Origin of the sequence: Kitasatospora phosalacinea (assembly GCF_000716545.1) — a bacterium.
GTDB classification, from domain to species: domain Bacteria; phylum Actinomycetota; class Actinomycetes; order Streptomycetales; family Streptomycetaceae; genus Kitasatospora; species Kitasatospora phosalacinea.
In genome coordinates this window covers 82,352-106,222 of sequence record NZ_JNWZ01000008.1, presented here as the reverse complement: position 1 = coordinate 106,222, position 23,871 = coordinate 82,352, and the positions used below count along the sequence as shown (strand labels likewise).

General features: G+C 74.3%; 17 protein-coding genes. 3 read left to right on the top strand and 14 right to left on the bottom strand.

The window, feature by feature from the left end:
• Window positions 1-13: 13 nt before the first annotated feature.
• A complete protein-coding gene (locus OO48_RS06110) occupies window positions 14-1,351 on the bottom strand; it encodes a M16 family metallopeptidase (RefSeq protein ID WP_033213308.1) in 1,338 nt (445 codons plus the stop codon).
• Between the two features lie 236 nt (window positions 1,352-1,587).
• On the opposite strand from OO48_RS06110, the gene OO48_RS06105 reads away from it, so the two are divergent.
• Together OO48_RS06105 and OO48_RS06100 are read left to right on the top strand one after the other, a co-directional pair.
• Window positions 1,588-4,038, top strand: coding sequence for a DNA gyrase/topoisomerase IV subunit A (locus tag OO48_RS06105; RefSeq protein ID WP_033213307.1), 2,451 nt, complete (start codon window positions 1,588-1,590; stop codon window positions 4,036-4,038).
• A gap of 474 nt (window positions 4,039-4,512) precedes the next feature.
• Window positions 4,513-5,418, top strand: coding sequence for a ferredoxin family protein (locus OO48_RS06100; protein WP_033213350.1), 906 nt, complete (start codon window positions 4,513-4,515; stop codon window positions 5,416-5,418).
• 81 nt (window positions 5,419-5,499) lie between these two features.
• Here OO48_RS06100 and OO48_RS06095 read toward each other — a convergent pair whose 3' ends face one another.
• The 6 genes from OO48_RS06095 to OO48_RS06070 all read right to left on the bottom strand — a co-directional run bounded on the left by OO48_RS06095 (window position 5,500) and on the right by OO48_RS06070 (window position 12,311).
• The gene (locus OO48_RS06095; RefSeq protein ID WP_033213306.1) at window positions 5,500-7,104 is read right to left on the bottom strand and encodes a solute symporter family protein; all 1,605 of its coding nucleotides are present in this window, start codon (window positions 7,102-7,104) and stop codon (window positions 5,500-5,502) included.
• The gene (locus tag OO48_RS06090) at window positions 7,101-7,517 is read right to left on the bottom strand and encodes a DUF485 domain-containing protein (protein WP_033213305.1); all 417 of its coding nucleotides are present in this window, start codon (window positions 7,515-7,517) and stop codon (window positions 7,101-7,103) included. The genes OO48_RS06095 and OO48_RS06090 overlap by 4 nt, the downstream gene beginning before the upstream one ends.
• A 113-nt stretch (window positions 7,518-7,630) precedes the next feature.
• Window positions 7,631-8,347: a response regulator transcription factor gene (locus OO48_RS06085; RefSeq protein ID WP_033213304.1), complete on the bottom strand. Its 717-nt coding sequence runs from the start codon at window positions 8,345-8,347 to the stop codon at window positions 7,631-7,633.
• Window positions 8,344-9,504, bottom strand: a complete 1,161-nt coding sequence (locus tag OO48_RS06080) for a sensor histidine kinase (protein ID WP_245194527.1) — start codon at window positions 9,502-9,504, stop codon at window positions 8,344-8,346. Before OO48_RS06080 ends, OO48_RS06085 begins: the two co-directional genes overlap by 4 nt.
• A 70-nt stretch (window positions 9,505-9,574) precedes the next feature.
• Window positions 9,575-10,060 carry a CcdC protein domain-containing protein gene (locus OO48_RS06075; RefSeq protein ID WP_033213303.1) on the bottom strand — a complete coding sequence of 162 codons (486 nt, stop codon included), beginning with the start codon at window positions 10,058-10,060 and terminating at the stop codon, window positions 9,575-9,577.
• Window positions 10,061-10,199: 139 nt separating this feature from the next.
• Complete coding sequence (locus OO48_RS06070; protein ID WP_033213302.1) at window positions 10,200-12,311, bottom strand: DNA gyrase/topoisomerase IV subunit B; 2,112 nt, start codon at window positions 12,309-12,311, stop codon at window positions 10,200-10,202.
• A 479-nt stretch (window positions 12,312-12,790) separates the two neighbouring features.
• On the opposite strand from OO48_RS06070, the gene OO48_RS06065 reads away from it, so the two are divergent.
• Window positions 12,791-13,021 carry a DUF7455 domain-containing protein gene (locus OO48_RS06065; RefSeq protein ID WP_033213301.1) on the top strand — a complete coding sequence of 77 codons (231 nt, stop codon included), beginning with the start codon at window positions 12,791-12,793 and terminating at the stop codon, window positions 13,019-13,021.
• Between the two features lie 99 nt (window positions 13,022-13,120).
• Here OO48_RS06065 and OO48_RS06060 read toward each other — a convergent pair whose 3' ends face one another.
• The 7 genes from OO48_RS06060 to OO48_RS06030 form a co-directional block, all read right to left on the bottom strand.
• Window positions 13,121-13,975, bottom strand: a complete 855-nt coding sequence (locus OO48_RS06060; protein WP_081951939.1) for a S1 family peptidase — start codon at window positions 13,973-13,975, stop codon at window positions 13,121-13,123.
• Window positions 13,976-14,210: 235 nt separating this feature from the next.
• Window positions 14,211-15,833, bottom strand: a complete 1,623-nt coding sequence (locus OO48_RS06055) for an RNA polymerase sigma factor (RefSeq protein WP_033213300.1) — start codon at window positions 15,831-15,833, stop codon at window positions 14,211-14,213.
• Between the two features lie 463 nt (window positions 15,834-16,296).
• Window positions 16,297-17,169 (bottom strand): FadR/GntR family transcriptional regulator, encoded by an 873-nt coding sequence (locus tag OO48_RS06050; RefSeq protein ID WP_033213299.1) that lies wholly within the window; start codon window positions 17,167-17,169, stop codon window positions 16,297-16,299.
• A 290-nt stretch (window positions 17,170-17,459) separates the two neighbouring features.
• Entirely contained in the window at window positions 17,460-18,260 is an 801-nt protein-coding gene (locus OO48_RS06045) for a hypothetical protein (protein WP_157845387.1), read from the bottom strand.
• 11 nt (window positions 18,261-18,271) lie between these two features.
• On the bottom strand, window positions 18,272-19,960 hold the full coding sequence (locus OO48_RS34900) for an ATP-binding cassette domain-containing protein (protein ID WP_051731786.1): 1,689 nt from the start codon (window positions 19,958-19,960) through the stop codon (window positions 18,272-18,274).
• Window positions 19,961-20,227: 267 nt separating this feature from the next.
• A complete protein-coding gene (locus OO48_RS06035) occupies window positions 20,228-20,986 on the bottom strand; it encodes an NUDIX hydrolase (RefSeq protein WP_033213297.1) in 759 nt (252 codons plus the stop codon).
• 85 nt (window positions 20,987-21,071) lie between these two features.
• The gene (locus OO48_RS06030) at window positions 21,072-23,774 is read right to left on the bottom strand and encodes a glycogen debranching N-terminal domain-containing protein (protein ID WP_342449629.1); all 2,703 of its coding nucleotides are present in this window, start codon (window positions 23,772-23,774) and stop codon (window positions 21,072-21,074) included.
• Window positions 23,775-23,871: the final 97 nt, after the last annotated feature.

The following is a 23,871-nucleotide window of genomic DNA, read 5'->3' as shown; positions in this document are numbered from 1 at the left end:
GGGGTGTGGTCGCTCACGCCGCCGCCTCCTCGTTCTCGTCGTTCGCGGCGCCGTCGGCGCTGTCCTCGGTGGTCGGCTCGTACACCAGCACGGCCCGGTTGTCGGGGCGCAGCCGTGCGGCGGCGACCGCCCGAACCTCCTCCGCGGTGACGTCGAGGACCTTCGGCAGGGCGCTGTTGACCAGCTTCGGGTCGCCGAACAGGACGGCGTAGCGGCAGAGTTCGTCGGCGCGGCCGGCCACCGTGGTGAGCCGGTCCAGCCACTCGCGCTCGATCTGGGCCTGGGCGCGCTCCAGTTCGGCCGCGGTGGGGCCCTCGGCGGCGAAGCGGGCCAGCTCCTCGTCGACGGCGGCCTCGATCTGCTCCAGCGTGGCGTCGCCGCCGGCCTTCACGTCCATCCAGCCGAGCGAGGGCGCGCCGGCCAGCCGCAGCAGGCCGAAGCCGGCCGCGACGGCGGTGCGGTCGCGGCGCACCAGCCGGTTGTACAGCCGGGAGGACTCGCCGCTGCCGAGGACGGTGAGCGCCAGGTCGGCGGCGTCGGCCTCGCGGGTGCCGTCGTGCGGGAGCCGGTAGGCGGCCATCAGCGCGCGGGAGGGGACGTCCTCGCGGACGACTTCGCGCACCTCGCGGCCGATGGTCTCCGGCAGGGCGCCGTCGCGCGGCGGCTGCTTGCCGTCGTGGGCGGGGATCGAGCCGAAGTACTTCTCCACCCAGGCGACGGTCTGTTCCGGGTCGAGGTCGCCGACGATCGACAGCACCGCGTTGTTGGGCGCGTAGTAGGTGCGGAAGAACGTCCGGGCGTCCTCCAGCGTCGCGGCGTCCAGGTCGGCCATCGAGCCGATCGGGGTGTGGTGGTAGGGGTGGCCGTCCGGGAAGGACAGGGCGGTGAGCCTCTCGAACGCGGTGCCGTAGGGCACGTTGTCGTACCGCTGGCGGCGCTCGTTCTTCACCACGTCGCGCTGGTTCTCCATGGACGTCTCGTCCAGCGCGGCGAGCAGCGAGCCCATCCGGTCGGCCTCCAGCCAGAGCGCGAGCTCCAGTTGGTGGGCGGGCATGGTCTCGAAGTAGTTGGTGCGCTCGAAGCTGGTGGTGCCGTTGAGCGAGCCGCCCGCGCCCTGGACCAGTTCGAAGTGCCCGTTGTTGGAGACGTTCGCCGAACCCTGGAACATCAGGTGCTCGAAGAGGTGGGCGAGGCCGGTGCGCCCCTTGACCTCGTGCCGGGAACCCACGTCGTACCAGAGGCAGACGGCGGCGACCGGGGTGAGGTGGTCCTCGGAGAGCACCACCCGCAGGCCGTTGGCCAGGCGGTGTTCGGTGATGGCGAGGCCGCTTGCGGGCGCGGGGTTGGCCATGCGGGGTCCTTCCCGTCGTCGGTCCCGGAGTGTCCGGGCCGGGGGCGTGTGACGTCCCCATTGTGGTGCAACGCCCGGCGGCGCCGTCAGGTGTCCGGCCGCGGGGCGCGTTCGCCAGCGGCGGAAGCGGCCCGGGTGACCGGCGGTGTCCCACCGAGGGTCCACAATGGGGGGCGTTCACGCCCGCGTCCGCCCACCCCCATGTACCGCATGTATCGCAAGGGAGCCCCGCAGCGATGGCCCGCCGCAGTTCGCCCACCCCGCCGCCCGGTGACTTCGAGGAGCGCATCCTCGACGTCGATGTCGTGGACGAGATGCAGGGCTCGTTCCTGGAGTACGCCTACTCGGTGATCTACTCCCGGGCCCTGCCGGACGCCCGGGACGGCCTCAAGCCGGTGCACCGCCGGATCCTCTACCAGGCCAACGAGATGGGTCTGCGCCCGGAGCGCGGCCACGTCAAGTGCGCGCGCCTGGTCGGCGAGGTGATGGGCCGGCTGCACCCGCACGGCGACGCCTCGATCTACGACGCCGTGGTGCGCCTGGCGCAGCCGTTCTCGATGCGGCTGCCGCTGATCGACGGCCACGGCAACTTCGGCTCGCTCGGCAACGACGACCCGCCGGCCGCGATGCGCTACACCGAGTCCCGGCTGACCGCGGCCGCGATGTCGATGGTGGAGTCCATCCACGAGGACACCGTCGACTTCGGGCCGAACTACGACGGCTCCGAGCAGGAGCCCCAGGTGCTCCCCTCGGCGTTCCCGAACCTGCTGGTCAACGGCGCCACCGGGATCGCGGTCGGCATGGCCACCAACATGCCCCCGCACAACCTGGCCGAGGTGGTCGCCGCCGCCCGGCACCTGATCAAGCACCCCGCGGCCGACCTGGACACCCTGATGCGGTTCGTCCCCGGCCCCGACCTGCCCACCGGCGGCCGGATCGTCGGCCTGTCCGGCATCCGGGACGCGTACGAGTCCGGCCGCGGCACCTTCAAGATCCGCGCCACCACCTCGATCGAGAACGTCACCGCCCGCCGCAAGGGCATCGTGGTCACCGAACTGCCGTACACGGTCGGCCCCGAGAAGGTGATCGCGAAGATCAAGGACCTGGTCAACGCGAAGAAGCTGCAGGGCATCGCGGACGTCAAGGACCTCACCGACCGCGAGCACGGCCTGCGCCTGGTCATCGAGGTGAAGAACGGCTTCGTCCCCGAGGCGCTGCTGGAGCAGCTGTACAAGCTGACGCCGATGGAGGAGACCTTCGGCATCAACAACGTCGCGCTGGTCGACGGGCAGCCGCTGACGCTGGGCCTCAAGGAGCTGCTGGAGGTCTACGTCGACCACCGCTTCACGGTGGTCAAGCGGCGCAGCGACTTCCGCCGCCGCAAGCGCCAGGACCGGCTGCACCTGGTCGAGGGCCTGCTGGTCGCGCTCGTCGACATCGACGAGGTGATCGCGATCATCCGCAGCAGCGACGACGCGGGCCAGGCCAAGGACCGGCTGATGGAGCGCTTCGGCCTCTCCGAGATCCAGACCGCGTACATCCTGGACACCCCGCTGCGCCGGCTCACCCGCTTCGACCGGGTCGAGCTGGAGGCCGAGCAGGCCAAGCTGCTCAAGGAGATCGCCGAGCTGACCGAGATCCTGGAGTCGGACAACAAGCTGCGTTCCGTGGTCTCCTCCGAACTCGGCGCCGTCGCCAAGCAGTTCGGCACCGAGCGGCGGACGGTGCTGCTGGAGGCCGGCTCGGTGCCGTCGGCCGCGCTGGCGGTGCCGCTGGAGGTCGCCGACGACCCGTGCCGGGTGCTGCTGTCCTCCACCGGGCTGCTGGCCCGCACCTTCGACCTGGAGCCGGTCACCGAGGAGTCGGCGGCCCGCGCCAAGCACGACGTGCTGGCCTCCGCCGTCCCGGCCACCGCCCGCGGCGACATCGGCGTGGTCACCACGGCCGGCCGGGTGCTGCGGCTGCCGGTGATCGACCTGCCCGCGCTGCCCCCGGGCACCACGGCGCTGTCCGGCGGCGCGGCGGTCTCCGAGTTCCTCCGGCTGGAGGCCGACGAGCGGGCGCTCGCCCTGACCACGCTGGACGAGTCCTCGCCCGGCCTGGCGCTCGGCACCGTGCAGGGCGTGGTCAAGCGGGTGGTGCCCGAATGGCCCGCCAACAAGGACGAGTTCGAGGTGATCGCGCTCAAGGACGGCGACGCCGTGGTCGGCGCGGTCGAGCTGCGCACCGGCGAGGAGGACCTGGTCTTCATCACCTCCGACGCCCAACTGCTGCGCTACCCGGCGGGCCAGGTCCGCCCGCAGGGCCGCCCGGCCGGCGGCATGGCCGGCATCAAGCTGTCCGACGGCGCGCGGGTGCTCTCCTTCACCGCGGTCGACCCGGCGCAGGACGCGGTGGTCCTCTCGGTCGCGACCGCCTCCGGCACGCTGGCCGGCGAGGAGCAGACCAGCTGGAAGCTCACCCCGTTCGACCAGTACCCGCGCAAGGGCCGGGCCACCGGCGGTGTCCGCTGCCAGCGCTTCCTGCGCGGCGAGGACGGCCTGGCCTTCGCCTGGGCCGGCCCGCTGCCCGCCCTCGGCGCGGGCACCAAGGGCCAGCCGGTCGCGCTGCCCGAGCGCGACCCGCGCCGCGACGGCTCCGGCACCCCGGTGCCGTCCCCGATCGGCGCGGTCGGCAGCCGGATGTAGCACCGCGGGCGACCCCGGACGCGGGAGGGGCGGGCACCACTCGGGTGCCCGCCCCTCCCGCGTCGGTGCGGACCCAGCGGCACGCCGTCGGGTACCGGCCGACCGGATACCGACCGATCGGGTACCGGCCGGGGCGCTCCACCGGCGTCGTCGACAGCAGGAGACCGCCGCCGCACTCGTAGGAGCGGACGCGCAGGCCGTCCTGGGCGGCGATCGCGAGGACCGGCTCCGGCCGGACGCCCCGGCCGCGGTGCGGCGGGTGCGGCAGCAGCCCGATCCGCTGGCGCCGTTCCACCTGCCGGGGCACCCCCGGCACACCGTGCGACAGCCACCCCACCAGGCAGGCAGAACTTCAAGGCTCCCCCAAAAGAACGTCAACTACCGGCAATCCGGGCCGGCATGGCCCGGCCGCACCGGCCCTCCGCGGGCGCACCACCGTGCCCGGGAGGGCCGCGCGGACGTAGGGTGGGCCGGGTGAGCACCTGTACGACGCTGTCGCGCGAACTGACCGAACCGCTGAGCGCCACCGCGGCCACCGCCACCACCTGGCTGCTGCTCGAACAGTCCGGCCCCTGGGGCGCGCGGGCGCTCACCGGCAGCCACCTCGACCCCGGGCTCGGCGCCGAACTGGAGCGCGCCACCGAGGGCACCGGCGTCCGGATCGCCCTGGTCCGCCGCCCCGGACGGCACGCCGACACCGACACCACGGCCCGGCACGAGGTGCTGCTCGCCCACACCTCCCCCGCCGACCCGTGGGTGCGCCGCGGGCGGCTCTCCTCCCCCGCCGAACTGCTCGGCCTCGACTTCGCCGCCCTCGGCGCGGGCGACCACGGCTCCTTCGGCGCCCCGCACGTCGGCGGCCCGATCGCCCTGGTGTGCACCAACGGCCGCCGCGACCGCTGCTGCGCCCTGCTCGGCCGCCCGCTGGCCGCCGAGATCGCCGCGGCCGGCCACAGCGAGGTCTGGGAGGTCACCCACCTCGGCGGGCACCGCTTCTCCCCCACCATGCTGGTGCTGCCGCACGGCTACGCGTACGGGCGGCTCACCGCCGAGTCCGCGAAGGAGGTGCTGGCGGCGACCGCCGCCGGCCACACCGTCCCCGCGCACTCCCGCGGCCGCTCCTACTGGCCACGCCCGGCCCAGGCCGCCGAGCAGGCCGTCCGCGAGCTGACCGGCGAGAGCGCCGCCGACGCCCTGACGCTGCACCAGCACCCCGGCGGCTCGCCCTGGACGGTCGACGTCCGGCACGCCGACGGTCGCCGCTGGCGGGTCGTCGTCGCCGAGTCCGCGAGCGAGCCGCCCCGGCCGGAGAGCTGCGGCAAGGCCCCGGGCACCCCGTCCCGGATGGACGTCGTGGAACTCGTCCCGGTGACCGCGTGACCTCGACCGCGTGACCGCGACCGCGTGACGCCGGGGGCGCGGAACCCTCCGCGCCCCCGGTGCCGCCCCCGCGTCCCCCGGCTACGCCGCCCCCGCGCCGGTCAGGGCCCGCACCTCCAGCTCCGCGAAGCCGTCCTCGTCCGCGCGCTCCCGGTCCGTGACGGTGCCCAGCCAGCCGGCCAGGAAGCCGAGCGGGATGGAGACCAGCCCCGGGTTCTCCAGCGGGAACCAGTGGAAGTCGACACCGGTCAGCATCGAGGTCTTCGCTCCGGAGACGACCGGCGAGAACAGCACCAGCACCACCGCCGGGACGAGACCGCCGTACACCGACCAGACCGCACCGCGGGTGGTGAACCGCTTCCAGAACAGCGAGTACAGCAGGGTCGGCAGGTTCGCCGAGGCGGCCACCGCGAAGGCCAGGCCGACCAGGAAGGCGACGTTCAGCTTCTGCGCGAACAGGCTGAGCACGATCGCCAGGCCGCCGATCACCACCGCGGAGATCCGGGCCGCGATCACCTCCTCGCGCTCGGAGACCTGCCGCTTCCCGGGGCGCCGCCAGGCCCGCGCGTACAGGTCGTGGGCGAAGGCCGCGGAGGAGGCCAGGGTGAGGCCGGCGACCACGGCGAGGATGGTGGCGAAGGCGATCGCGGAGATCACCGCGAACAGCAGCAGGCCCCAGGTGGAGTCCGGGCCGCCGCCGAGGTCCAGGGCGAGCAGCGGGACGGCCGTGTTGCCGGCCGGGTTCGCCGCCTTGACCGACTTGGCGCCGACCACCGCGCCGGCCCCGAGGCCGAGCACGATCGCCATCAGGTAGAAGCAGCCGATCAGGCCGATCGCCCACATCGTGGAGCGCCGCGCGGCCCGTGCCGTGGGCACGGTGTAGAAGCGGCTGAGGATGTGCGGCAGGCCCGCGGTGCCGAGCACCAGTGCCAGGCCGAGGCTGACGAAGTCGAGCCGGCTGGTCAGGCTGGAGCCGTACTTCAGGCCGGGCTGCAGGTACTTGTCGCCGACGCCGCTGTGCTGCGCGGCGGAGTGCATCAGCGCGCCGAGGTCGCCGTGGAAGCGGGCCACCACCAGCACCGTGAGCAGCACCGAACCGGCCACCAGCAGGAACGCCTTGACGATCTGGATCCAGGTGGTGGCGCGCATCCCGCCGACCGTCACGTAGACGATCATCAGGCCGCCGACGGCGACGATGGTCCAGGTCTTGGCGGCGCCGCTGTCGGTGCCCAGCAGCAGGGCGACCAGGCTGCCCGCGCCGACCATCTGCGCGATCAGGTACATCAGCGTGACGACCATCGAGGCCAGGCCGGCCGCGGCGCGCACCGGCCGCTGGCGCATCCGCAGCGCCAGCACGTCGGCCAGGGTGTAGCGGCCGGCGTTGCGGACGAGTTCGGAGACCAGCATCAGCACGACCAGCCAGGCGACCAGGAAGCCGATGCTGTAGAGCACGCCGTCGTAGCCGTAGAGCGCGATCAGGCCGGTGACGCCGAGGAAGGAGGCGGCCGACAGGTAGTCGCCGGAGAGGGCGAAGCCGTTCTGCAGCGGCGAGAAGTCGCGGCCGCCGGCGTAGAAGTCCTCCGCGGCGTGGCCGCGGCGGCCGACCCAGACGGTGATGGTCAGGGTGACGGCGACGACGACGGCGAACAGCGCCACCGCGAGGCCGTGGCTGGGGTGTGGGGTCATCGCAGTTGGTCCTGGGTGTCCCAGCGCAGCTCGAGGGCGGCTCGGTCGCGCTTGGTGCGGGCGTTGCGGGCGTAGAGCCAGGTGAGCAGGAAGGTCGAGGCGAACTGGCCGAGGCCGAGCAGCCAGGCCAGGTTGAGCGGCCCGGCGACCTGCTGGCGCATCAGCCCCGGCGCGAACGCCTGGGCCACCACGAACAGCAGGTACCAGGCCAGGAACCCGGCGCTGGCCGGGAAGACGAACGAGCGGTAGCCGCGCCGGATCTCCCGGAAGGCCTCGCTGTCCTGGACGCTGCGGTAGACCTCCCGCCCGGCCCGTTCCTCCGGCGGCGCGCTCTCCGCGGCCCGCCGCTGCGCCACCACCCTGGGCCGGGAGGCGGCCCCGGCCCACCAGTCGACTCTCTCCTGCTGCGCCACAGCCGACACCTCATCATTTCGGTCACTAGGACCGAACCATGATGGAGCGTCACAAACCGTACGGCGCAACCGGCGCAGATACGTTCACCCGAACCAGCTACCGGAACGTAAGCCTACGAACCTTCGGAAATTCCATGCTTGAAGGCGTATGCCACGGCCTGGGCGCGGTCCCGCACCGCCGTCTTGGCGAAAAGGTTGTTGATATGCGTTTTCACCGTTGCGGGGCTGACGAACAACCTTTCCGCGATCTCCGCGTTGGACAGTCCGGCGGCGATCAGCGCCAGCACCTCGGCCTCCCGCTGGGTCAACCCATCGGGCAGCGGAGGGCGTTGGAGCGGCGCCGGCGCGGGGGCCGGTGCGGGCACCGGCGTCGGCACCGGTGCCGGCGCGGCCCGGTCCGGCCCCGACAGCCGTTCCAGCAGCCGGAGTTGCACCTGCGGGGAGAGCCCGGCCGCGCCCGAGCGGACGTCGGCGACGGCACGGGCGATCTCCTCCGCGCCGGCGTCCTTGGTGAGGAAGCCGCGCGCCCCGGCCTGCAGCGCGGAGAACAGCGAGTCGTCGTCGGCGTAGGTGGTGAGCACCACCACCTCGGTGCCGGGGTGCCCGGCGCGGATCCGGCGGGTCGCCTCCACCCCGTCGCAGCGCGGCATCCGCAGGTCCATCAGCACCACGTCGGGGGCGTGTTCGGCGACCAGCCGCAGCGCCTCCTCGCCGTCCGGCGCGGAGCCGACCACGGTGATGCCCGGCAGCAGGCCGAGCAGCATCACGATCCCCTCCCGCACCACGGTCTGGTCGTCGGCGACCACCACCCGGATCGGTCCGTCCGTCACGCCGGCACCCGCAGCAGCACGCGCCACCCTCCGTCCTCGGGGCCCGCCAGCAGTTCGCCGCCGAGCAGTTCCGCGCGTTCGCGCATCCCGAGCAGACCGTACCCGCTCCCGCTGTCGCCCAGCACGGGGTGCGCCCCGCGCGGGGCCGCCGAGTTGTCCACCCGCAGCTCCACCTCGCCCTCCCGGTAGGCGAGTCGGACGTCCACCCGGCCGCCGGACGCGTGCTTGCGGGCGTTGGTCAGCGCCTCCTGGGCGACCCGGCGCACCGCCAGCCCGGCCTCGGCGGGCAGCGGGCGGGGCATCCCGTCGACGGTCAGCCCGGCCCCGGACTCCGCGGCGAGCTGGGCCACGAACTCGGCGACGGGGGCGAACTCGCCGCGCAGCGCGGACAGCGCCTGCCGGGTCTCGGCCAGGCCGTCCTGGGCCATCCGCCGGGCGGCGACCACCCGTTCGCGGATCTCGGCCCGCTCGGCCCCGGCGTCCAGCATCAGCCGGGCCGCCTCCAGGTGCACCAGCTGAGCGGAGAGGCTGTGCGCCAGCACGTCGTGGATCTCCCGGGCGATCCTGGCCCGTTCGGCGAGCGCCGCGCTCTCGGCCCGCGCGACCTGCGCGGCCCGTTCCTGGGCGAGCAGGGCGCGCTGCGCGGAGCGGGCCTGGCTGTCCAGGCGCAGCAGGTAGCCGAGCAGCCCCGTGCCGCCCGCGACGGCCAGCAGCGCCAGCAGCGAGTCGTTCGTGCCGAGGCCGTAACCGGCCAGCGCCGCACCGGCGGTGAGCAGCCCGGCGGCGAGCGGCAGCCGGATCACGGCGAGCACCGCGAGCCCGCACCAGACCACCGAGGCGAGGGTGTCGGCGCCGCCGTCGTGGGCCAGGGCGGCGGTCGCCAGCAGCCCGGCGGCGCAGCCCAGCGCGGGCCACAGCCGTCGGGCCCGGCAGGAGACGTACCAGCCGGTGAACAGGCCCGCCGTGGCGGCGATCCAGCCGATCGGGGGCAGCAACCGCCAGCCGGAGTAGCGGTGTTCGGCGAAGGTGCCGAACACCACGGCGCCCAGCATCGCGGTCCGGCCGAAGAAGGACAGCGTGATCCGGGCCCGCGAACTGCGCTCCCGGATCGGGACGTCACCGGCGGGCCACCGGGTCCAGCGTTCCAGTGTGCTCACCGGACGATCCTCCCTCAACGACGGTGCCGCCGGGCCCGGGTGGGTCCGACGGCGCCCGCACCCCGGTCCGTCAGGCGGCCAGGGCGTGCAGCTCGCCGCCCAGCCGCCGGGCCCGCCACTGGACGGCCGCCGAGCGGACCAGCAGCAGCAGGCCGAGCGAGAGCAGCAGCACGCTGCCGGACTGGTGGACGTGCAGCGCGCCGCCCACCCCGTACCAGGCGGCCCGGAGCAGGAGCGCCCCCACCCAGGCGAACGCGGTGGCGGTGGTCCCCTTGCTCCACACCGAGCCGTCGGTCTCGCGCCAGATCCGCACCGTCCAGCCCCAGACGCAGCCCATCCCGGCGGTGGTGAGCATCGAACCCGCCACCAGCACCGCGGCGGCCGCCCGGTGGTGCGGGTCGAGCAGCACCGGGTCGCGCAGCGCGGCGGCGGCGGCGAGCACCAGCGGGATCAGCCAGAAGCGGCGCTCGGTGTCCAGCCGGCGGGCCCGCAGCTGCCGGCCCAGCACCAGGACGATCACGGCGACGGCGATCAGGACATCGGACAGGGCGGTCATCTCAGTGCCTCCAGGCGGGGTGTTCTCGACACCGTGAACGCTACGGAGCACCGGCCTCCCCGGCCTCGGAGCACGGGTTGATCCCGCACGCGGAAGGGCTCTCCACCCGAGGGTGGAGAGCCCTTCCCGAGCAGGCCGCTCAGGCGTCGATCCGGGACCTGTCCAGGGTCGCCGCCGAGTCGACGATGAACTCGCGCCGCGGCGCGACGTCGTTGCCCATCAGCAGGTCGAAGGTCTTCTCCGCGGACTCCAGGTCGCCCAGGTTGATCCGGCGCAGGATCCGGAACCGCGGGTCCATGGTGGTCTCGGCCAGCTGGTCGGCGTCCATCTCGCCGAGGCCCTTGTAGCGCTGGATCGGGTCCTTCCAGCGCAGCCCCTTGCCCTGGAACTGCAGCAGCGTGCGCCGCAGTTCGGCGTCGGAGTAGGTGTAGTGGTACTTCTCCTGGCCGCGCTTGGGGTTGGTCAGCTCGATCCGGTGCAGCGGCGGCACCGCGGCGAACACCCGGCCCTGCTCGACCATCGGCCGCATGTAGCGGTGGAACAGCGTCAGCAGCAGGGTGCGGATGTGCGAGCCGTCGACGTCGGCGTCGGCCATGAAGATGACCTTGCCGTAGCGGGCCTGGTCGATGTCGAACGTCCGGCCCGAGCCCGCTCCTATCACCTGGATGATCGAGGCGCACTCGGCGTTCTTGAGCATGTCGCTCACGGACGCCTTCTGGACGTTCAGGATCTTGCCGCGGATCGGCAGCAGCGCCTGGAACTCGGAGTTCCGGGCCAGCTTGGCGGTGCCGAGCGCGGAGTCGCCCTCGACGATGAACAGCTCGCTGCGGTCCACGTCGTCGCTGCGGCAGTCGGCCAGCTTGGCGGGCAGCGAAGAGGTCTCCAGCGCGGTCTTGCGGCGCTGCGCCTCCTTGTGCTGCCGGGCCGCGACCCTGGTCCGGGCGGCCGCCACGACCTTCTCCAGCACCGCCCGGGCCTGGAGCTTCTCGTCCTTCTTGGTGGAGGTCAGGAACGCCTTGAGCTCCTTGGCGACCACGGCGGCCACGATCCGGTTGGCCGCCGAGGTGCCCAGCACCTCCTTGGTCTGCCCCTCGAACTGCGGCTCGGCGAGCCGGACGGTGATGACCGCGGTCAGGCCCTCCTGCGCGTCGTCCTTGGTGATGTCGTCCTCGGCGACCCGCAGCAGCTTGGCGGCCCGCAGCGCCTCGTTGACGGTCTTGGCGAGCTGCCGCTCGAAGCCGGTGACGTGGGTGCCGCCCTTGGGGGTGGAGATGATGTTGACGAAGGAGCGCTGGGTGGTGTCGTAGCCGGCGCCCCAGCGCAGCGCGATGTCCACCCCGAGTTCGCGGGTGACCTCGGTGGGGGTCATGTGCCCGAGCTCGTCGAGCACCGGGACGGTCTCCTTGAAGGTGCCCTCGCCGCGCAGCCGCAGCACGTCGGAGATCGGGCGGTCGGGGGCCAGGAACTCGCAGAACTCGCTGATCCCGCCGTCGTAGCGGAAGGTGTCCTCGGCGACCTGCTCGCTCTCGGTGAGCCGCTCGTCGCGCACCACGATGGTCAGCCCGGGCACCAGGAAGGCGGTCTGCCGGGCCCGGCTGTGCAGCGCCTCCAGCGAGAGCCTGGCGTCCTTGAGGAAGATCTGCCGGTCCGCCCAGTAGCGGATCCGGGTGCCGGTGCGGGTCTTGGCGAACTTGCCCTTCTTGGTCATGCCGCTGCCGGGCTCGAACGCCGCGTCCGGCCCCTCCCCCGCGTACCGGCCGGGGGTGCCGCGCCGGAAGCTGATCGCGTGGGTGGTGCCGGAGCGGTCCACCTCCACGTCCAGCCGGGCGGACAGCGCGTTGACCACCGAGGCGCCGACGCCGTGCAGGCCGCCGGAGGCGGCGTACGAGCCGCCGCCGAACTTGCCGCCCGCGTGCAGCTTGGTCATCACCACCTCGACGCCGGACAGCCCGGTCTTCGGCTCGACGTCCACCGGGATGCCGCGGCCGTTGTCGCGCACCTCGACCGAGCCGTCCTGGTGCAGCAGCACCTCGATCCGGTCGCAGAAGCCGCCCAGCGCCTCGTCCACCGAGTTGTCGATGATCTCCCACAGGCAGTGCATCAGGCCGCGGCTGTCGGTCGACCCGATGTACATGCCCGGACGCTTGCGGACCGCCTCGAGCCCCTCCAGGACGAGCAGATGCCGCGCGGTGTAGTCGGACCCGCCCTCACCGGTCACCAGAGAGGACGGGCCGGTCTTTTCTCCACTCACGCTCTGCACTCCTCCATGACGTTGACGGACACCCCCGCATGCTCTCAGCAACTGAGATCCGGGCCGCTGAGGTCCGCGCGCCTTGTACGCGCTGCGCGAACACGGTTCCCGCCCCGGGGGCGGTCCCCAGCCTGCCATCTCCTGCCGACACCACGGGTCCTGGCGGATCCGGCCGACCGGGGAAGGCTGCCGAGCTGCTGCGATGCGGTCCAACGGGTTCCAGGACGGGGCTTATGCTCCAACCCAGCGGAGGATTATGCTACGCGGACCTCGCACCCCGGCCCGATCGGGCGTTCGAGGTGATCCGCCGGCTGCGGGAATCGGTACGCATGAACCATCGTTGCCCGGGGCACGTCCTCATCAAGACGACGGCAGAATCCTCCAAGATCCTCCAAGAGAAAAGCCACGAGCGGGAACGAATTCGACCTGGTTGGATGTTGATCCTGGTACACAGCTCGTCGAGCTAGAGAAGAGGCGACGTGACTACTGTTCTGACCCCTGCGAGCCCGCTCACCGCGGCAGACCGCTGCGACCGTTGCGGCGCTCAGGCTTACCTGCGCGTCGTCCTCTCCAGCGGCGGAGAGCTGCTGTTCTGCGCCCACCACGGGCGTAAGTTCGAGCCTGAGCTCAAGAAGATCGCCGTGGAGATACACGACGAGAGCGACCGCCTCTCCGGCAGCTCCGCGGCTGCCGAGGAGGGGGAGCGCTGACGCTCCCACCGCTCTCCCGAGCTGCTTGATCGGCCGGGCGACCCACCCTTCCCAGGGGCGGGCCGCCCGGCCGACGGCGTTTCCCGGGCCGTCACGCGCTCACAGCGCGTCGTGCACGGCCTCCGCGACGGCCGAGATCCGGGTGTACACCCCGGGGTGGTCCGCCTCCGCGCAGCCCGCGCCCCAGGAGACCAGCCCGGCCAGCCGCCCCGCCACCAGCAGCGGCCCGCCGCTGTCGCCCTGGCAGGCGTCCTTGCCGCCCTGCGCCTCGCCCGCGCACACCATGCTGCGGGCGTCGTAGGCGCTGTCCGAGCCGCCCGGGTAGGCGCGGCCGCACACCTCGTCCGAGATGACCGGCACCGTGACCTGGCGCAGCGTGTTCGAGTAGCTGCCGTTGCCCCGGGTGTCGCCCCAGCCGAACACCGTGGCCGGGGTGCCCGGCGCGTACGGCTCGGTCTCGCCCTGGTTCACCGTCTCCAGCACCGGCCGGTCCCCCTGCGACTCGGCCAGGGTGATCACCGCCACGTCCCGGGTGTTCGCGGTGAAGCTGTAGCCGGGGTCGATCCACACCCCGCGCACCGCCACCTCCCGCCCGGCGGTGCTGCGCAGGTCGTCCCGCCCGACGATCACCCGCAGCCCGGGCCGCTCGGTGGGACGGCCCGTGGTCTCGTCGTAGAAGCAGTGCGCCGCGGTGACCACCTTGGTCGGGCTGATCAGCGCCCCGCCGCAGAACTGCCCGGAGCGGGCCGACCCGAACTGCTGCCGGCTGGCCAGCGCCACCATCCACGGGTGGTCGCCGGTGCTCGCCCCGGTGCCGCCGACGATCCGCCGCTGCGCGACGGCCGGCCCGGCCGTGCCCAGGGCGATCAGCGGGGCGGGCAGCACGGCCAGGGCGACGAGCGCGGCCGCCCGGCGGCGCAGCGGCCGGGTCGCGAACGTGTCCAGGAAGGGCACCGGTTCTCCAGGTGTTCGGCGGGAATGCGCGGGTCCGGCGCACCGAGCGGGCGCGCGGGAAGCGCCGCTCCGTACGCGACAACCGGCCCAGCGTAGTCACCCGCTCACCCCACGTGCCCGTGCTGCGCCCGCCCGCCACCCCAACGGGCGACCCCCGGACACGCGAACGGGCCCCTCCGCGGTGGCGGAGGGGCCCGTCCAGGTGACGTCCGGCCGGATCGGCCCGGGTGCCGGGTCAGTCCAGGTAGTCGCGCAGCACCTGGGAGCGCGACGGGTGGCGCAGCTTCGACATGGTCTTCGACTCGATCTGGCGGATGCGCTCGCGCGTCACGCCGTAGACCTTGCCGATCTCGTCCAGCGTCTTCGGCTGGCCGTCGGTCAGGCCGAAGCGCATCGAGACCACGCCCGCCTCACGCTCGGAGAGGGTGTCCAGCACGGAGTGCAGCTGCTCCTGGAGCAGGGTGAAGGAGACCGCGTCGGCCGGGACGACCGCCTCGGAGTCCTCGATCAGGTCGCCGAACTCGCTGTCGCCGTCCTCGCCGAGCGGGGTGTGCAGCGAGATCGGCTCGCGGCCGTACTTCTGGACCTCGATGACCTTCTCGGGGGTCATGTCGAGTTCCTTGGCCAGCTCCTCCGGGGTGGGCTCGCGGCCCAGGTCCTGGAGCATCTGGCGCTGCACGCGGGCGAGCTTGTTGATGACCTCGACCATGTGCACCGGGATGCGGATGGTGCGGGCCTGGTCGGCCATGGCGCGGGTGATCGCCTGCCGGATCCACCAGGTCGCGTAGGTGGAGAACTTGTAGCCCTTGGTGTAGTCGAACTTCTCGACCGCGCGGATCAGACCGAGGTTGCCCTCCTGGATCAGGTCCAGGAAGAGCATGCCGCGGCCGGTGTAGCGCTTGGCCAGCGAGACCACCAGGCGGAGGTTGGCCTCCAGCAGGTGGTTCTTGGCGCGGCGGCCGTCCTCGGCGATGATCTCCAGCTCGCGCTTGAGCTTCGGGGCGAGCTTGTCGGCCTGGCTCAGCTTGTCCTCGGCGAACAGGCCGGCCTCGATCCGCTTGGCGAGCTCGACCTCCTGCTCGGCGTTGAGCAGCGGGACCTTGCCGATCTGCTTGAGGTAGTCCTTGACCGGGTCGGCGGTGGCGCCGGCCACCGCGACCTGCTGGGCCGGGGCGTCGTCCTCGTCGTCGTCCGAGAGCACGAAGCCCTGGTCGGTCTCCTCCTCGGCCTCGCCCTCCTTGGCGTCGCCGGGCAGGGCCACGTCCTCGAGGAGCTCCTCCTCGCCGATGACGTCCTCGTCGCCGGCCTTGGCACCGGGCTTGGCGGCCCCGGCGGTCTTCTTGGCGGCGGTCTTCTTGGCCGGGGCGGCGGCCTTCTTGGCCACCGCCTTCTTCGCCGGGGCGGCGGCCTTCTTGACGGCGGCCTTCGCCTCGGCGACGTCGATGGTCTCGACGACGGCCTCGCCGGCCGTCACCGAGGCAGCCACGGACACCGACGGTGCGACGGTCGCCGCGGGGGCGATGCGCACCGGGGGCTTGGTCTGGGCGACCGGCGTGCGGGTGGTGACCGCCTTGGTCGCGGTGCGCTTGGTGGTGCTCTTGGCCGCGACGCTCTTGCGCTTGGCGCCGGCCGGTTCGGCCGCGCTGACCATGAGTTCCACCCCCTCCTCAATCAGCACCTGGTTGAGGCTGCGCATGACGTTCTTCCACTTGGTGACCGGGATCTGGTCCGCCTCGAACGCGTGGCGCACGTCGTCACCGGCGATCTGCCCCTGGGCCTTGCCCCGCTCGATGAGCGCCAGCAGTGCCGCGGACTCGGCGATCTCGGGGGGAAGCGAACGGGATGTGCTGGCCGACACGAACAACCTCTCGGACGATGAGTGGACACGAACCCGCACCGACCGGCCCGACTGCTCGGGCGGGTGGACGGTGACCGGGGTCTGCAGGACGGCAGCAGCGCCGCGGACCAACACAGCCGAGTGGCTTGTGGTGATATTCCGGAGCTGCTTCCGCTCCGTACACATCGCTGCCGCCCCTCAAGTGTTACGCATGCCCGTCGTGGCGCCCGTCACACCACCCGACGGCCGGTACGGGCTGCCCCGAGCGGCCTATCCGCGGGCACCCGGCGGGGCCTGGACCCGGCGGGCTCCGGTGCGCCGGAGGGGCGGGGCGCCGGAGGGTCGGGGCGCCGAGGGGGGACGTCGGCCGGGCGGAGCGGCGGCTGGGCGGAGCGGCGGGCTCCGGTGCGCCGATGGCCCCTCGGCTGCGCGGGTGGGGCAGCGGAAGGGCCATCCGGTCCGAGCGGCGGTCGGGGTGGACCGCTCAGTGCTCGCGCGGCGCGGGGACGGAGTGCTCGATGTCCGGGTGGACGGTGAGCAGCGCGCGGACGGCGGCCTCGGCGGCGGTGCCGTCGCCGGTGCCGAGCGCGTCCACCAGCCGGGCGTGCAGGCTGACCGCCGACTCGGACGGGCGCTCGCAGGTGGTGCCGGAGCCGCCGGAGACCTGGAGCGCACCGGCCACGATCCCGGACAGGTGCTCCAGCATCCGGTTCCCGGCCATCTGCAGCAGCAGCCCGTGCAGCTCGGCGTCGGCCCGGGAGTAGCTGACCAGGTCGCCCTGGCCGCCGGCCTGGCCCATGATCTCGGTCAGCTCGACCAGGCGGTGCTGGACGTCCTCCCGGCCGTGCCCGGCGGCCAGCCGCGCGGCCAGCGGCTCGATCGCCCAGCGCAGCTCGAACAGCTCGCGGCGCTGCTCGTCGCGCTGCGGGCCGAAGGCGCGCCACTCGATGATGTCGGGGTCCAGCAGGTTCCAGTCGCTCACCGGGCGGACCCGGGTGCCGACGTTCGGCCGGGCCGAGACCAGGCCCTTGGCCTCCAGCACCCGGAGCGACTCGCGCACCACGGTGCGGGAGACCTCGAAGCGCTGGCCGATCTCCTCCGGCACCAGCGGGCGGTCGGCGCCCAGGTCGCCGGAGACGATCATCTGGCCGAGCTGCTGGACCAGCTGGCCGTGCAGGCCGCGGCCGCGGCTGCTGGTGGTCTTCCGACCGACCCGGGCGAGGTCGTTCTCCGCCCCCTCCCAGCGGGGGGCGGGCGGGGTCGGACGGTCGGCGTACGGGAAGCGGTCCAACTCGGAGGCGGAGATCGACTCGGCCTGGCGAGCGGCGGTCACGGTGGGGTGCGCAAGGGTACTCACGTCATCATTTGTCGGCGATCGGCGGAGCCGCCTTGAGCATTCTCCTGAAAAGCACACGAAAGGGTGATCGACCGTGTCTGGATAATTGACTTCTTATCAGTCGTAAATGCGCATAGCGGTCATCCGATGCCGTTTTCCCCACCCGTTCCACCGCCCCCCGCTGTCACACCGTCAGGGCCCTTACGGGCACCGCCTCCCGGCCTCTCCGCCCGGCTCGGGACCGCCCGGGACCGGCCGGCCAATGCCGGGATCCGCCGGAGTCTGCCAGGGTCTGCCGGGGTCTGCCGGGGTCACAGGCTCCGGCGGCGCACCTGGGCCAGCACCGCGGCCAGCACCAGCAGGGCGGCCGGGGCGAGCAGCGCGGCGGCCACCACGCCGTCCAGCGCGCCCGCGGTCCGGTCGGCGGCGCTCCGAACGAAGTCCAGGCCGTACTGGAAGGGCATCAACTCCCGCATCCAGAGCGGCCAGTTGCGGCCGGTGCGGTGCAGCAGCAGGCCGGCGGTGGGCTCCAGCAGGGCGGGCAGCGCGCAGGTCAGCAGGATGCCGACGACGGCGCTGCGCACCAGCGAGGTGATCAGCAGACCGGCCCAGCCGCCCGCCAGCACCAGGGCCGGGAACGCCGCCAGCGGGCGGCCGATCCCGCCCGCCGCGAACGGGGCGCCGGGCAGACCTGACGGGTCGAACAGCGTCGGGGCGTCCACTGCGGCGGGCAGCGCGAGCCACACCGCGAGGGCGTTCACGCCGAGGGTGACCACGGTCAGCAGGAGCGCTGCCGCGCCCACCACCAGCGACTTCGCCAGCAGCGCGGACAGCCGGCGGCCCAAGGTCACCCGCGAGGCGGGCAGGCCGGGCCAGCGGGCCTCGTTGCCGTAGGCCAGCGCGCCGAGCACCGCCGCCGCGAGCGCGGTCAGCGGCAGCGGCAGGGCCGGCACCACCGCCGCGACCGCGCGCACCGCGTCCGCCGTCGCCAACTCCCCGGTGGGCAGCCGGGACGCGGTGAACGCCGCCACTGCCGCGTTCACCGCCACCGCGCCCGCGACCACCACCCACGTGGAGCGCACCCCGCGCAGCCGACGCACCTCACTCGCCATCAACCGCACGGTCACTCACTCCCGTTCTCGTCGTCGGCGGCGCCGCCGTTGGGCGCCGTCCCTCGCGGGTCCGCCGCGCCCGGTTCCCGCGACCGTCCCGCCGGCTCGGCCGGGCGCAGCCCGGTGGCCCCCGCCGACCAGGGGCGCCCCGGCATCGGGCGTACCGGGGCCGGCGGGCGGCCGACTCCCCTGATCCGGGCGGGAGTCAGCAGTTCCGCATCGGTCGGGTTGGCGGACAGGTGCTCCGCCTCGGCCGCGTCCGCCCGCACCCCCCGGTCGCCGTCCCGCACCTCGGCCACCGCCTCGACGGGCCGCGTCTCCGTCGCCCGCGTCCCGGTTGCCCGCGCCCCTGCTGCCCGCGTCTCCGCAGTGGTCGGCTCTGCGGGAGGCGCTGCCGGTCGGCCGAGCGCGGAGGCTCCACGGGGCGCCCGCCTGGTCAGGTCGACGGTCGGGGGCGGTGCCGGTGCCGGTGCCGGTGCCGTCTGGGCGGGGGACGCGGGTGCGGGCACGGACGCGGCCTGGGCCTTGGCCTTGGTCTGGACGGACAGGTCGGGCGCGAGCGCGGCGGCGGCCCAGCGGCCGGCCTGCGGGCCCCGGTGGTCGAACGGGCGCTCCTGCTCCGGCCCGGCCGGGCGGCCGACGGTCGCGGGCCGCGGCGTTCCGGGGGCGGCGGGCGGCTGCCCGGCGGCGTTCCGGTCGGCCGGCTCCCGCTCCGCACCCTCCCGGCCGGTCTCCCCGCCGGTCTCCTCCTGGCGGGCCGCACCCCGGCGGACCGTCCGGACCGACACCTGGCCGAAACGTCCGGAACCGCCGGGCAGCGCGGACGGGTAGGCGACGGCGCGCCGCACCACCCGGTCGGCCAGCTCGTGCAGCAGGATGCCGTTGCGGTAGGCGAGTTCGCCGATCTCGGTGCGGTCGATACCGCTCACCGCGAGGCCGGCGCCGCCGTCCCGCCGGACCTGGCCGCCCTGGGCGGTCAGCAGGTCGGCGAGCCGAGCCATCTGCGGTCCCCGGACCAGGACTTCGGGGTGCGGCCTGGTGCGGCGGAACTCCGCCACCGGCTGGTCGGCGGCCAGTCGGCCGGCCTCCAGGGTGATCACCCGGTCGGCGAGGGCGGCGGCCTCCTCGGGGGCCCGGGTGGTCGTCAGCACGGTGCCGCCGGAGAGCGCGAAGGAGCGCAGGAAGGCCCCGAACCACTCCTCGTTGCTGGGCGACAGGCCCTCGGTGGGGGCGTCGAGCAGCAGCGTGGAGGGGTTTCCGAGCAGTGCGGCGGCCAGGGCGAGGCGGCGGTGCATGCCGGGCGAGAAGGTGCCGATCCGGTGGTCGGCGACGGCGGCGAGCCGGGTCTGCTCCAGCAGGTCGTCGGCTCGGCGGGCGGGGACGCCGACCACGCCGGCCAGCATCCGCAGGTGGGCCCGGGCCCGCTGGCCCGGATGCCCGGCCTCCGGTCGGCCGGTGGGCAGCAGGACGCCGATCTCCCGTTCCGGACGCCGGATCCGCCGGTACGTCCGGCCGTCGAACAGGGTGAGGCCGTGGCCTCGTTCCAGTTCCACCATCAGCCGGAGCGCGGTCGACTTGCCCGCCCCCTCGTCCCCGAGCAGCACGGTGACCATCCCCGGGCGGGCGTCGAACGTCAGGTCCAGCAGGGCGGGAGGACGCCCCCGCCGGTACGCCTTGGTCAGTCCGGTGATCTGGATCATCGCTGCCCGCTCCCTCGCCCGCCGACAGGCCGGGGGTGTCCGCCCGGCCCGAGCCTGCACAGTAGGACGCGGAAGCGGTGAAACCAGGCATTACGGATGGGTCGTGGACACTGTCGGCACCGACCTCACCCGTACAGGGGACAGCCCCGCCGCCGCACTGACGGCTTCCTCACGAGCCGTCACCACCCTTTGGCCGCAACGGACTCGGTTCAGGGCTCGGTCCAGGGCTCGGTTCAGGCCCGGTTCAGGCCCGGTTCAGGATTCGGTTCAGGATTCGGGGCGCAGCATCGGGGGGTTGAGGACGGTGGCGCCGCCGGCGGTGAACAGCTGGGCGGGGCGGCCGCCCTGACGGGTCGTGGTGCCGCCGGAGGGCAGCAGGAAGCCGGGGGTGCCGGTCACCTTGCGGTGGAAGTTGCGCGGGTCGAGCACCACGCCCCACACCGCCTCGTAGACCCGGCGCAGTTCCCCGACGGTGAACTCGGGAGGGCAGAAGGCCGTCGCCAGCGAGGAGTACTCGATCTTCGACCTGGCGCGCTCCACCCCGTCCGCCAGGATCCGGCCGTGGTCGAAGGCGAGCAGTACCCCGTCGTTGGGCTCCGTGCCGAGCAGTTCACTCACCGGGGCCCACCTGGCACTGCTGGCGTCACCGCCCGCGCGGGGCGACGGCAGGTCCGGGGCGAGGGCCAGGTACGCGACGCTCACCACCCGCATCCGAGGGTCCCGCTGCGGGTGCCCGTAGGTGGCGAGCTGTTCCAGGTGCGCCCCGGCGGGGGTCTGCCCGGCCTGGAGGCTGCCCGGCAGCGACTGGGCCCGCAGCCCGGTCTCCTCCGCCAACTCCCGGGACGCCGCCTCGGCCAGGCCCTCGTCCAGCCGCACGAAGCCGCCCGGCAGCGCCCAGTACCCCTGGAACGGGGCCTCGCCGCGCTTCACCAGCAGGGCGCACAGCTCATGGTCGCGCACCGTCAGCACCACGAGGTCAACCGTGACTGCGAACGGGGGGAAGGCCGACGGGTCATAACGCGACATGCGGCCGATCTTAGTCGTCTCTCTGACGATAATCACAGACCACGGCCTCTTCCACCCTCCGGAGCAGGGACTCCCGGCCGGGTGCTCAGCCGGCGGCGAGTTGCAGGAACGACGGCGCCTCCTCCACGACCGCGACGCCGATCCGGCTGACCCGGACCGAGAACGGCTCGCCGGCCACCCGAAGGCCGGTCAGTTCCAGGGCGCCCAGCGGGGCGGTGCTCGCCGGGCGGGTGGCCACCCGCCCGGACGGGACGTCGGGGCGGACGCCCGCCAGCGAGAGCACCAGGTGGACGGCGGCCGCCGCGGAGACCGCGGCCGGACGGCAGGCCGCCGGGTGCGGGACGGGCGGGCAGTCGGCGACCTTCTGCTCGCCGGCGTACATCTCCGGCAGGCGGCCCTCGAAGTGCACGGAAGCCTCCAGCAGGCCCTCCAGCAGTATTTCGGCCTCCCGCTCGAACCCCGCGTCCACCAGGCCGCTGACCGCGAGCGCGGTCTCCTGGATCCGGACCGCGCCGCTGCGGTGGCCGAGCGGGTTGAAGCGGGGGGACTTCGTGCTCAGGGTGCGCAGGCCCCAGCCGCAGTCGAGTTCCGGGGCCACCAGGCGCTGGGCCAGCAGCCTGGTCTGCTCGCGGTCGAGCAGGCCCTCGTGCAGTTCGCCCTCGGCGGCCAGGCCGGGGTCGAAGAGGTGCACCAGGGTGGACGCGATGGCCGGCACCGGCCGGTCCGGGGCCAGCAGGGCGGCGGCCGGGCGGCCGCCGGACAGGTCGTCGATCCAGAACTGCTCGCGGAACCGTTCTCTCAACTCGGCCGCCCAGGAACGCCACTGGGCCGCGCCGGGGCGGTCGAAGGCGTCGAGCAGGTCGGCGCCCTGGAGGGCGGCCCGGTGGGCCTGGGCCTGGACCTCGCACCTGGCCGGTCCGGGGCGCGCGGCGCGCTCCTCCGCCGGGCGGCCGAAGTCGGCGACGAACCCGACCGGGCCGTCCGGACCGTCCACGACCGCCGCCCGCAGCGCGCCGAGCGCCCGCTCCGCCGCCGGGAGCAGCTCGGCGACCTCGGCCCTGGGCATGCCCCAGCGCCAGGCCTCCGCCAGCACCGTGACGAACAGCAGGGTCGCCTCCGTCGCCGTGCAGCTGGCGGGCAGTTCGGGGCCGCCGTGCCGCAGCGGGCCGGGGATCACCCCGTCCATGGTCTGCGCCACCGCCCCGGGCTCGCCGCCGGGCGGGTTCGCCCCGCCGGTCGCGCCGGAGACCTGCCCGGGCACCGGACCGGTGCCTTCCGGAGCCGGCGCGCCGTCAGCCGGGGCGGCCTCGGCCGACCGGGGTGCGGCGGCGGCCTGCGGGGCGGCGTGGTGCTGGCGACGGGCGACCGCCCGCAGGGTGCCGGCGGCGAGCCGGGTGCCGAGCGGCAGGGTCATCCTGGCGGCCCAGAGCGCGTCGGCGGCGGTGAGGCCGAAGCGCCAGGGCGCGCCCGAGGCGGTGTAGAGGTCGGTCGGCCGGTCCGCGTCGGCGAGCAGCAGGCCGCCCAGCGAGTCCAGGGCGCGGGCGACCAGGCGGGTGGCCCGGCGGTCGTCGGCCCGCACCTCGGGCTCGGACCAGGGCAGCGGCACGCCGGGGCCGCGCCCGGTCGGCGGCCGCCCCGTCGACGGGGTCTCCAGCTCCGCGCGGAGGTCGACCGACCAGCGGGCTCCGGGCTGGATCTCCAAGTCCCAGCGCAGCACGCCCGCCCCGGCCAGCACCGCGTGCGGCGAGGGCCGCGCGCTGACGGTGGCCGCCCGGCCCTGGCCGACCCAGCGCAGGCCGGACGACTGGACCTGGCCCGGCAGGTCGGCCGAGCGGCGGCCCGCGGCGATGTCGGTGAGCAGGCCGAGGTCGGTGCCGAGCGCGATCTCCAGCGGCAGCCGGGCCGGGCGGGCGCCCGTGTTGCGGACCGTCACCGTCTCCGCGCCGTCGGCGTGCCGCAGCCGTTCGACCGTCAGCGCCGGATCCGGGTCGAGGTCTCCGGGCACCCGGACCGAGCCGACGAACCTGGCCGCCGCCGTGGACGTCAGGGTGCCCTGGAGCGGGAGCGGCTCCATGCCGCCCAGCCGCAGCTCCATCCGGGCCAGGGTGCGCACGCCGTGCCGGAAGAAGCCGTGCAGGCCCTGGCCGCGCAGCTGGCCGTCCGGCCCGGAGGCCGCCATGCCGGGGGCGTTGACGCACAGGACGTCGTGCGCGGCGGAGGGCTGCGGCCGCGGCGGTGGCAGGTGGCCGGTGGGCCGGGCCGGGCCGGCCGCGGGCGCACCCGCCACCTGCTCCGACCTGGCCCCGGGCGCTGCGCCCGGGGCCGCCTGGTGGTCGGCCCGCGGGGCCGGGGCGCCGCGCCCGGCCGCCGGGTGGCCCGGGGCGGGCCGGGTCACGGTGCCGTACGGCGGGGTGCCGCCGGGCCCGTGGAGCGCGCTCCCGGCGGGGGTGCCGTACGGGGGCGTGTTCGTCGGGGCGGCGTACGTCGGGGCCGCGTACGGGTGGGCGGCGCCCGGCGGGATGCCGAAGGGCGGGGTGCCCGGTGCCTGGGTGCCGGGCAGGGGCGTGCCGTACGGCGGAGCGCCGGGAACCACCGGGCCGGGCCCGGCCGTTGCGGGGACGGGGCCGGTGGGCGTGGGGCCGGTGGGCGTGCCGTACGGAGGTGTGGTCAGGCGGGGTGGCGGAGGAACGGCCGGGCGGCCGGGCGGCGCGGTGGCGGCGCCGGGGGCCGGCGGGTTGGCGGGCGGCAGCGGTTGGGGCGCTGCGTGGGGTGGCCTTGAGTCGGTCACCGGGCTCTCCTCCCCCGGACCGGCCGAGGGCTGCGGGCTCGGTCGGCCGCGAGCGTGATCGATCGCGGACTGTGCTGCTCTGCCGCCGGAACACGCG

Bases quoted from the DNA above. Each gene is read 5' to 3' on its own strand.
- OO48_RS06095 (WP_033213306.1), bottom strand. From the start codon at position 7,104: ATGACCCCACACCCCAGCCACGGCCTCGCGGTGGCGCTGTTCGCCGTC.
- OO48_RS06105 (WP_033213307.1), top strand. From the start codon at position 1,588: ATGGCCCGCCGCAGTTCGCCCACCCCGCCGCCCGGTGACTTCGAGGAG.
- OO48_RS06035 (WP_033213297.1), bottom strand. From the start codon at position 20,986: ATGTCGCGTTATGACCCGTCGGCCTTCCCCCCGTTCGCAGTCACGGTT.
- OO48_RS06045 (WP_157845387.1), bottom strand. From the start codon at position 18,260: ATGGCGAGTGAGGTGCGTCGGCTGCGCGGGGTGCGCTCCACGTGGGTG.
- OO48_RS06075 (WP_033213303.1), bottom strand. From the start codon at position 10,060: ATGACCGCCCTGTCCGATGTCCTGATCGCCGTCGCCGTGATCGTCCTG.
- OO48_RS34900 (WP_051731786.1), bottom strand. From the start codon at position 19,960: ATGATCCAGATCACCGGACTGACCAAGGCGTACCGGCGGGGGCGTCCT.
- OO48_RS06110 (WP_033213308.1), bottom strand. From the start codon at position 1,351: ATGGCCAACCCCGCGCCCGCAAGCGGCCTCGCCATCACCGAACACCGC.